Source organism: Novosphingobium sp., assembly GCF_032093395.1.
GTDB lineage: Bacteria > Pseudomonadota > Alphaproteobacteria > Sphingomonadales > Sphingomonadaceae > Novosphingobium.
The window spans coordinates 1-10,259 of the sequence record NZ_DAMDBA010000094.1 but is presented as its reverse complement, the minus strand read 5'-3'; the positions used below and the strand labels follow the sequence as shown (position 1 = coordinate 10,259).

Here is a 10,259-nt window from a genome sequence, read left to right as displayed (position 1 = left end):
CGTCGAGCGCATCGAAGTCCTGAAAGGGCCGCAAGGCACTCTGTTCGGCCGCAATACCGAAGGCGGGGCCATCAGCATCGTCACCAAGAAGCCCAGCGGCGAATTCGGCGCCCGCGCCAGCGTCGGGGTAGGCAACTACGATTCCCGCGAGGCTTCGCTTCACCTCGATCTGCCGAGCTTCGCCAATATCTCGGTCAAGCTGGACGGCCTGATCACCACGCGCGGTGGTACGGTGGACAATCCGTTGGCCAGCGCACGCGACTTCAATGCGTACAACAAGAAGGGCGCCCATGCCGCCGTGCTATGGGAGCCGAGCAGCAGCTTCAACGCGCTCTATTCGTTCGACATCTCGCGCGATCAGACGACGCCGTACTACCTCCAACTCCTGACCAAGAGCACCGGCCCCCTGCTCCAGGCGCAGCCGGATCGCGCGAAAGTGGCCAATATCGGTTCTCCGCAACCCTGGGCCCTGGGCAAGACGCATGGACACCTGCTGACGCTGGACTGGACGGTTTCGCCGGAGCTGGAGATCAAGTCGATCAGCTCCTACCGGGAACTGACCCAGACCCAGAACGACAATGGCGCCGCGAACCTCGGTGTCTTCATCCCCGGCTATAGCGGCAACACCAATTTCAGCCGCTTCAGCCTCGCGGACGTCTGGCAGAAGCAGTACAGCCAGGAAATTCAGATCATCGGCACGATGAAGCAGCTGAGCTTCGTGGCCGGCGCCTTCTACTACAACGAGAAGGTGAACGACAACGCCTGGACGCCTTACACCAACAAGTGGAACGCGGACGGAACCGGCTATACGATCCTCCCGCAGCCCACGTCCTCCATCCCCTTCCCCGATCGCGCGAGCCATGCCAATACCGAAAGCATCGGCGTCTTCGGCCAGGCCACCTGGACCCCGCAGATGCTGAACGACATCGTTCACCTGACCGCAGGCGGGCGCTTCACGCACGATGCCAAGACCGGCAGGCTCGACAAGGTGAACGGCGTCGATACCCCTTACGTGCTGGATGATGCATGGAACCGGTTCGACCCGATGGTGAACCTGGCCGTCGACGTGACGCAGGATGTCCATGTCTACGGAAAGTGGAGCACCGGCTACAAGGCGGGCGGCGCCAACAGCCGCTCCAAGGAATACCACAGCTTCAATCCGGAATCGGTTTCCACTTTCGAAATCGGCGCCAAGACCGAATTCCTCGATAACCATGTCCGCTTCAACATCGCGGCCTATACATCCGCCTACAAGGACATGCAGATCGACTTCAACGCGCCCGTGCTGAACACCACGCGGACCACGATCGAAACCCGCAATGCCGAGGGCAAGGGGCGGATCAAGGGCATCGAAGCCGATCTGACCGTGGCGCCGTTCCAGGGCCTGACGCTTACCGGCTCTTATGCCTACACCGATGTCCATCTGCCGCTCGCGCCCAATCCGTTCGACGGCGACAAGCTGACGCAAGTCTATGTGGTCTACACCCCGGCCCATGCCGCCAGCGCGGCGATCGACTACGAATTGCCGGTCGGCGAATCTATGCTGCGCTTCCATGTCGACGGAAACTACGGTTCGGGTCAGTATTCGATGGCCAGCGATCCGACGAAGACGGGCTCTTCCTTCATCGTCAACGGCCGGGTTGCCCTTGCCGACATTCGCATGGCCAGCGGGCCTGCGCTGGAGCTTTCGGTGTGGGGCCGCAACCTCTTCAACGAAGCCTATACTTACGTGAGGGCGAACGGTGGATCGACCCTGGGCTACTACGGCATCTTCAACGATCCCCGCACGGTCGGGATCTCGGCAACCGTCAAATACTGATCCTGCGAAAAGGGAAAAGACCATGAACTGGCGTTACTCTGCCGGCGTATTCCTTGCGCTCGGCGTGCTGGCTCAGCCGGCCATCCATGCGGCGACCAAAGCCGCGCCTGTCCCGTCCGCTCAGGCGACGCACCAGCGCCTGCTGCCGCTGGAAGGCGGCCGCAACTTCCGCGACCTCGGAGGCTATCGCACTGCCGACGGCCGCACCGTGAAGTGGGGCATGCTGTTCCGCTCGGGCTCGATGGTGGACCTCACCGCGAAGGATCTCGGCACCCTGAACAAGCGGGGGATCAGGACGATCTGCGATTACCGCGATTCCAACGAGCGCAAGGCCGAGCCCATGCCCTGGGCGGCGGGAACCGGCCCGACGATTTTCGCCGAAGACTACGACGGGATGTCGGTGGGCCTCATGCCCAAGGACATGGCGAAGATCACGCCGGAGATGGCGAAGTCGATCATGACCGCCAGCTATCCCAAGATGCTCACCACCTTTGCTCCCCAATTCAAGCGCATGTTCGGGCAGTTGCTTGCCGGCAATGCGCCGCTGGCTTTCAACTGCTCGGCGGGCAAGGACCGCACCGGCGTTTCGGCCGCCCTGCTGCTGACCGCGCTTGGCGTACCGCGCGAGACGGTGATCCAGGACTACCTGCTCACCAACACTTACCTTCCCGCCGCCCTCGCCAAGGCGAAGACCGGCGCGAGCGCTGCCACCGGCCAGGCCTTCCTGTCACTGCCCCCCGCCGTGCAGGCCGCCTTCATGAAGGCCGACCGCGCCTATATCGAAGCTGCCTTCAAGGCACTGGATGCGCATCGCGGGGGTGCCATGGGCTATCTCAAGGATGAGATGGGCCTGGACAGGCCGCAGATCGCCACGCTGCGCGCGCTCTATCTCGACTGAGCCTGAAAGGCCGGCGCGATCACGCGATCGCGTCGGCCATTTTCGCGACTTCGCGCACGAGTTCCGGCCGCGCTTCAACGGCTTCGCCGATCAGCAGCAGGGTCGGATCGTCGTCGCTGATCGTGGCGACCAGGAAGGCCAGCGCCGAAAGCTTGCCCCGGATCAAACGCTCGTTCGGCAGCGAGACGTTGACGGCAATCATCACCGGCGTATCGGGATCGCGCCCGGCGGCGATCAGCGACCGGCCGATCTCTCCGGCAGCGGCCCGGCCCATGTAGACACCCAACGTGCCGCCGGGGCGAGCCAGCGTTTCCCAGTCCAGCTTCAGCGGCTCACCTGCCTTGAGATGTGCCGTTACCAGTGTGAGGCCGCGCGCCACGCCGCGCAGGGTGAGCGAAGCCAGCCCGCTCGCCGCCGCCGCACTGGCAGTGGTCACACCCGGACAGATCCGCACCGCCACGCCCGCAGCCGTCAGGTGATCCATCTCTTCGGCGGATCGGCCGAAGATAGAGGGATCCCCGCCCTTGAGGCGCACTACCCGCTTGCCGGCGCGTGCCGCCTCAAGCAGCAGATCGTCGATCGAGCCCTGCGCCTTGCTGTGTCGTCCCGAGCGCTTGCCCACGCTCACCCGTTCTACGCCTGAGGGGATCAGGTCCAGCACACCCGGGCCGACAAGAGCGTCGAAGAACACCACGTCCGCCGCCCGGATCAGCTTTTCGGCCTTTCGCGTGAGCAGGTCCGGATCGCCCGGACCGGCACCGACCAGCCAGACTTCGCCCGGCGCCATAAGGGTGGATCCGTAAGGCTTAGGCCCGCTCATGCCGCCACCTGCAAGGTCTGCGGGTGAGCGATCAGGATGCGGTCACCTTCCTGCTTCACCGCGATCTTCGGCGTGCAGCCCTCGTCTTCGCCCTGTGCCTCGCCGGTGGCGAGCGCGATGTTCCAGTTGTGCAGCGGGCAGGTCACCGAGTGCCCGTGGACGATCCCCTGGCTCAGCGGACCCTTTTTGTGCGGGCATTCGTTGACGAGGGCGAAGACCCGGTCATCCCCCGTGCGGAAGACGGCGATCTCCTTCTCGCCTTCAAGCTGCACGGTGCGCGCACCGCGCAAGGGGATGTCGGAGAGAGTGCCGATGTCGATCCAGTCGTTCATGCGCATTACTCCGCTGCCATTGCTAGAGGTTCGAGGTGCTGGTGCAGTTCGGCCTGATGGCCGGCCGCGCGTTCGGCCCAGGGGTCTTCCTGGCTGAAGCTCTGCGAATAGAGGAAGCGGGCGCGCAAGGCTTCCCGGCCTGCGTCGTCCTCGACGATGCGCTGCTTCACGTAGTCCACGCCCACGCGCTCGATCCATGGTGCGGTACGCTCCAGGTAGCGCGCTTCCTCGCGGTAGAGCTGCGTGAAGGCGGCGCAGTAGTCGAGCGCTTCCTGCTCGGTTGCCACCTTGCAGAGAAAGTCGGTGGCGCGGACATGAATGCCGCCGTTGCCGCCGACGTGCAGTTCGTAGCCGGAGTCCACGCAGACGATCCCGAAGTCCTTGATCGTCGCCTCCGCGCAATTGCGCGGGCAGCCCGATACCGCGATCTTGAACTTGTGCGGCATCCACGAGCCCCAGGTCATCCGCTCGGTCTTCACGCCGAGGCCGGTGGAATCTTGCGTACCGAAGCGGCACCATTCCGAGCCCACGCAGGTCTTCACCGTGCGCAGCGACTTGCCGTAGGCGTGGCCCGAGACCATTCCGGCCGCATTGAGATCGGCCCAAACGGCGGGCAGGTCTTCCTTCTTGATCCCGAAGATGTCGAGCCGCTGGCCACCCGTCACCTTGACCATCGGCGCGTCGTACTTCTCCACGACGTCCGCGATGGCGCGCAGTTCACGCGGATTGGTGAGCCCGCCCCACATGCGCGGCACCACCGAATAGGTGCCGTCCTTCTGGATATTGGCGTGCATGCGCTCATTGACGAAGCGGCTCTGCTGGTCGTCCTCATACTCGCCCGGCAGTGCGCAGAGCAGGTAGTAGTTGAGCGCGGGTCGGCAGGAAGAGCAACCGTCCGGCGTCGACCAGTGCAGCTTCTGCATGACCTCGGGGATCGACTTCATCTCCTGCGCCACGATTTCCCGCCGCACGTCGTCGTGGGTGAAGCTGGTGCACTTGCACAAGGTCTTGGGGCCGGACTTCACGTCCTCGCCCAAAGTCAGGGCGAGCAGGCTTTCGACCAGGCCCGTACAGGAACCGCAGCTTGCCGAGGCCTTGCAGGTGGCGCGAACGGCATCGAGGCTGCACGCCCCGCCGGTGATCGAGGCGACGACCTGACCCTTCGAAACGCCGTTGCAGCCGCAGACTTCGGCATCGTCGGCCAGTGCCGCAACCGCCGCCAGCGGATCGGCCGTGCCACCGGAGGCGAAGGCCTGGCCGAGGATCAGGAAATCGCGGATATCCGAGACGTCCTCGCCCTTCCTGAGCAAGTCGAAGTACCAGTTCCCGTCCGCCGTATCGCCGTAGAGCACGGCCCCGACGACCTTGCTGTCCTTGACGACCACGCGCTTGTAGACCCCGCGCGAAGCATCGCGCAGCACGATGTCCTCGCAGCCCTCCCCGCCCGAGAAATCGCCGGCCGAGAACACGTCCAGCCCGGCGACCTTCAGCTTGGTGGACGTCACCGAGCCGCGATAGCCGCTATGCCGGTCAGTCAGGCCGTCGGCCAGGCTGCGGCACATGTCCCAGAGCGGTGCGACGAGGCCGTAGACATTGCCGTCATGCTCCACGCATTCGCCCACCGCGAGAACGGCCGGGTCGCTGGTGACCATGTGATCGTCGACCTTGATGCCGCGCCCCACCTCCAGACCGGCCTCGCGTGCCAGCGCCGTGGCGGGACGGATGCCCACGGCCATGACCACGATGCTCGCCGGGATCTCTCGACCGTCCTTGAGGCGCACGCCTTCGACCCTGTCCGCCCCGAATATCTCTGCGGTATCCGCGCCGGTGAGAATGGTCTGGCCCCGCGCTTCGAGCGCGCTCTTGAGCAGCCAACCGGCCGCTTCGTCGAGCTGGCGCTCCATCAGCGTGGGCATCAGATGGATCACGGTGACTTTCATGCCGCGCAGGGCCAGGCCGTGAGCCGCTTCCAGACCTAGCAGGCCGCCACCGATCACCACCGCGTCGCCGCCCTTGTCGGCCGCTTCCAGCATGAGGTCCACGTCGTTCATGTCGCGGAACGAGATGACGCCGGGCAGATCTTTGCCGGGAACCGGGATGATGAAGGGATCGGATCCGGTGGCGATCAGCAACCGGTCGTAGGCAACCATGCGGCCCGACTTCGCCGTAACGGTCTTGCCTGCCCGATCGACGGCTACCACCGGGTCGGACGTGACCAGTTCGATGCCGTTATCGTCATACCATTCACGGGTATTGATGACGATCTGCTCGAAGGTCTTCTCGCCCGCCAGCACCGGCGAGAGCATGATGCGGTTGTAGTTCACATGCGGCTCGGCGCCGAAGATGGTGACACGGTAGCGCCCGGCATCGCGCGCCAGCAGTTCCTCCACCGCCCTGCACCCGGCCATGCCGTTGCCGACCACAACCAGATGTTCGCGCGCATCCTGGGCAGGTACGATCAGCGTATCCTCGTAGTCGGCCGCCAGAGCTTCCTGCGGTTCGATCCCGTCCTGAAATTCCATCCCCGTGACTCCAGAAAAACGAAGGGAGAAAAAGAAAAGGCCGCCATCCGGACCCTCGGTTCGTGAACCGAAAGTCTGGATGGCGGCCTTGCCATCATTCGCGCTTCTGCGGCCCGTCAGTGGACCGCATCGGCTATGGTTTGAAGGACAACGTCGTCCTTTGCACTGCACCATAAGCGGAATCGCTCATGGGCTCAAGCGATTTGCGCACGGGTTCCGATCAATAGGTCCAATCCAGCTGAATCCAGTACTTATCGGTGTCCGTCGCGAATTCGCGTGCGTCATAGTGGGCATAGCGAAGCGACACGAGCGTCTTGCGCACCTTCGCGGTTGCGAGAAGATCGATTTCGTTCCCGTAATGCTGGCTCAGCCGGTCACTGTCGAGACGATGCCAAACCGCCTGGAGCGAAACACCCGACAGCGGCCCCACCTGCTTCAAGCCGTAGCCGCCGCCGAAATAGAGGTCGCGGATACCGTTGGCAGGCGTGGTCAGGAACTTGTCGGTCCAACCCTGGAACTTGAAATTGCTGCCCAGTGGCGTCTGGAAGCTGGTGAAAGGGGTGCCGTCGCTCGCGCCCAGCACTTCGTAGCCGGCATTGAGTTTCCATCCCCGGACATCCAGCGTGGCATCGGCCAGCCAGTAGTCGGCGTGATAGGCGTTGGGATTGCGACGATAGTCCCATTGCCGGGCGTAGCTCGCCACATAGTCGAGCTTTGCGGCGGGGGAGAAGACATGGCTGCCGCTCAGCCGCGCGCCGTAGGTCTGGCTGGAGAGGCGATATCCCTGCACGGCCGCCTCGTCCTGATCGACCAGATAGGCGAACCCGGCGAGCGTTCCCAGCGGCGTGGCGTAGGACAGGTTGGCGAAAAGGTTGTCCCCGCCGATCGCCTGCTGCCGCGCGCCACGGCCGTCGATTCCCCAGATCGTGCGGACGCTCCAGGCATAGGAAAGGTCCAGCTTCAATCCGCGAACCGGCGAGAGCTGCGCGCGCACCGCGTCGTAGGTCTGGGCGTTGTCGCGAATGGGCGCATTGCCGACGAAACGCTCGTCATCGAGCACGATCTTCTGACGCCCGGCCGTCAGCACGGCACCCTTGGCCCGGTACTGGAGCTGGGCCACGTAGAGCCCGATGCTCTGCGGATCGGAAACCTGCGGGCGATCCGCGGGACCGTGCAAACCGTCGTCATAGCGATCGACCAGCGCCAGGTTGCCTTGCCCCTGAACGGTGGCGCTCCAGTGGCCGGAGCCGATCTCCACGCCCGTCCGCACGCGCGCCGTTACCGCATCGGCGTCCCGCGCCATCCCATCCTGATCGACATGTTCGTGGCGAAGCCGCACTTCGGCCAGCGGCCTGATCTCGAAATCCTGGGCGCAGGCAGGACCGGCGACGGCCAACGCGGCCGCCGTGCCAAGCAAGTATCGCATTCGGTTGAAACTCCTGGGGGGCAAATGAAAGGGCGGCAGTCGGACCGGGAAGTCCAACCGCCGCCACTCTCTCCCATTATATGCGAGCAGCCGTCTTCCAGGTCGCGCGCCAGCGGTTCTTGATCATTGACACCGCCACGAGCGCGACCACAGACAGGCCCGCGAAGATCAGGAAACCGGGCGCGAAGCTGCCGGTCATCTGCTTGGCCAGCCCCAGCGAACTTGCCAGATAGAACCCGCCAATGCCGCCCGCCATGCCGACAAGACCGGTCATGACGCCGATCTCCGCCTGGAACCGCTGCGGAACGAGCTGGAAGACCGAGCCGTTTCCGGTGCCCAGCGCCAGCATGGCAACCACGAAGAAGCCCAGCGAAGCAGGCAGGCTTGCGGCGTTCGCCACTCCGGCAAGCGCCAGCGCGGCAACGAAATAGACCATCATCAGCGCCTTCACGCCGCCGATCCGGTCGGCCAGCGCGCCGCCCATCGGCCGCACCAGCGATCCGGCGAAGACGCAGCCCGCCGTGCAATAGCCAGCCACGATCGGGGTCAGGCCGAACTGGTCGGTGAAGTAGATCGGCAGCGAGGCCGCAAGCCCGACGAAGCCACCGAAAGTCACGGCATAAAACGCCATCAGCCACCAGGCGTCGCCCTGCCGGAGCGGCTCGAAATAATCGATCAGCTTGCGCGGAGCAGGCTGGCTGGGTGCGTCTTTGGCCATGATCATGTAGACGACGAAGACCAGCGACAGCGGGATGCAGGCCAGGCCCAGCACCGCATTCCATCCGAACATCTTGGCCAGCAATGGCGCGAAGAGCGAGGCGAGCACGGTGCCCGAATTGCCCATTCCGGCCAGACCCATCGCCTTGCCCTGATGCTCAGGCGGATACCAGCGACTAGCGAGCGGCAGTGCGATCGCGAAGCTGGCGCCCGCAAAGCCAAGGACGATGCCCAGCGCCAGCGTACCGGCAAAGCTGTTCACGCCCATGAACCACGCCAGGAACAGGCCGGCAATGACGATCAACTGGCTGATCGCGCCGGAAAGCTTGGGTCCGATCCGGTCCACGAGCAATCCGTTGACCACCCGCAGCAGCGCGCCCGCAAGGGTTGGCGTCGCCACCATCAGGCCCTTTTCGGCGGAAGTCAGGCCAAGGGTCTTGGCGATTTCCGGCGCCAGCGGGCCGAGCAGAACCCAGACCATGAAGGCAAGGTCGAAATAAAGAAAGGCGGCGATCAGCGTCGGCGTATGGCCGGCCTTCCAGAAGCTGGTCGTCGCGGGTGGAGCCCCGTCGGCCTTTGCGTCGGCCACTGCATCGGCCACTGCGGCCTGCCCTTCACGTTCCCAGTAAGCGGTTGCCATCGTAAGCCCCTCATGAAACGGACACGAAAAAAGCCGCAGGCCGGACGTCACACTTGGGTGAGCCCGGTCAGCGGCTTTGCTGCGAATATCGGTGGGGACGGCGCCCCATCCTTGGAGCAGCGCATCCGAATATGATCACGCACCATCGCGTGAGGCCTATATCATCGTGCGATTCGCCTCATGTTGCAAGGCACAAAATGTACGATCACATATTCAGGCCTGATCGACTTGTGTGAAGCCTGCGAGGTAATCGTCTATCCGTTCGGGATCGAAGACCCTGCCGTCAAAGAAGCGGTCCGGTCCCAGCGTCAGGTCTCCCTTGCGCGATCCGACCGCCAGCGGCAGTTCCACGGCGCCTTCCAGCTTCATGCTCGCGCCGGGCATCGGCATGTCGCTACCCGCCAGCGCGCGGCGAAAGACATCGGGCCGGAACACGTCCCCGGCGCTCGCGGCATTGCCTGGTGTGTGTTCGACCATGCCCCAGCGGACGAGTTGCGAGTAAATCCACAAGGCCTGACTGCGCCACGGGAACGGCGTCGCCTCGCGCGAGAACAGCATAAAATCCGGACTGACGATCGGCGCGTCGCCTGCCCGCGTCACGATCTGCCCGGTCAGTCCGCGCAGGATCAGGTCGGCGGGCTGGTCCACATAACGCGGATCGGACAGCAGGTGCGCCAGGGTTTCGTGGTTCTCCGGAAGATCGCACCAGGCCGCAGCCCGGGCCAGGGCGCGCAGCAACCGATCGACGGTTTCCGGATTTTCCTCCAGCCAGTTCTGCCGCAGGACCAGGACTTTCTCCACGCCCCGACGCCAGATGCGCTCGCCCAGGGCGACGGCTTCGGCCAGGCCCGCCTCGACGGCGGCACTGCCCCAGGGTTCTCCCGCAATGAAACCGTCGATTTCGCCGGCATGGAGGGCTTCCACCATCAGCGAAGGCGGCAATACGCGCAGCACCACGTCTCGATCCGGGTCCACCCCGGCACTGGCAAGCCAGTAACGCAGCATCAGCGAATGGCTGGAAAAGCGATGGGCGACGCCGATCACGGGCTTGCGGCGCCATAAACCTATCGCAGAGGCAAAATCGT

Annotated in this window: 8 protein-coding genes; 2 read left to right on the top strand and 6 right to left on the bottom strand. The window is 64.4% G+C overall.

Annotated elements, in window-relative coordinates; translation table 11 throughout:
* Both RT424_RS21295 and RT424_RS21290 read left to right on the top strand, forming a co-directional pair.
* Positions 1–1,819: TonB-dependent receptor (locus tag RT424_RS21295; protein ID WP_313442321.1), on the top strand; the 1,819-nt coding region annotated here is incomplete at its 5' end.
* Positions 1,820–1,841: 22 nt separating this feature from the next.
* Positions 1,842–2,717 carry a tyrosine-protein phosphatase gene (locus RT424_RS21290; protein ID WP_313442319.1) on the top strand — a complete coding sequence of 292 codons (876 nt, stop codon included), beginning with the start codon at positions 1,842–1,844 and terminating at the stop codon, positions 2,715–2,717.
* 19 nt (positions 2,718–2,736) lie between these two features.
* Here RT424_RS21290 and cobA read toward each other — a convergent pair whose 3' ends face one another.
* From cobA to RT424_RS21260, 6 genes are all read right to left on the bottom strand, one after another.
* The gene (cobA, locus tag RT424_RS21285) at positions 2,737–3,537 is read right to left on the bottom strand and encodes a uroporphyrinogen-III C-methyltransferase (RefSeq protein WP_313442317.1); all 801 of its coding nucleotides are present in this window, start codon (positions 3,535–3,537) and stop codon (positions 2,737–2,739) included.
* The gene (gene nirD / locus RT424_RS21280; protein WP_313442315.1) at positions 3,534–3,869 is read right to left on the bottom strand and encodes a nitrite reductase small subunit NirD; all 336 of its coding nucleotides are present in this window, start codon (positions 3,867–3,869) and stop codon (positions 3,534–3,536) included. The genes cobA and nirD overlap by 4 nt, the downstream gene beginning before the upstream one ends.
* Positions 3,870–3,874: 5 nt before the next feature.
* Positions 3,875–6,391: a nitrite reductase large subunit NirB gene (gene nirB, locus RT424_RS21275; RefSeq protein ID WP_313442313.1), complete on the bottom strand. Its 2,517-nt coding sequence runs from the start codon at positions 6,389–6,391 to the stop codon at positions 3,875–3,877.
* 220 nt (positions 6,392–6,611) lie between these two features.
* Positions 6,612–7,817, bottom strand: coding sequence for a hypothetical protein (locus RT424_RS21270; RefSeq protein WP_313442312.1), 1,206 nt, complete (start codon positions 7,815–7,817; stop codon positions 6,612–6,614).
* A gap of 76 nt (positions 7,818–7,893) precedes the next feature.
* On the bottom strand, positions 7,894–9,174 hold the full coding sequence (locus RT424_RS21265; protein ID WP_313442310.1) for a nitrate/nitrite transporter: 1,281 nt from the start codon (positions 9,172–9,174) through the stop codon (positions 7,894–7,896).
* A gap of 213 nt (positions 9,175–9,387) precedes the next feature.
* Positions 9,388–10,259 (bottom strand): ABC transporter substrate-binding protein (locus RT424_RS21260; RefSeq protein ID WP_313442308.1); only part of this gene is annotated, 872 nt, incomplete at its 5' end.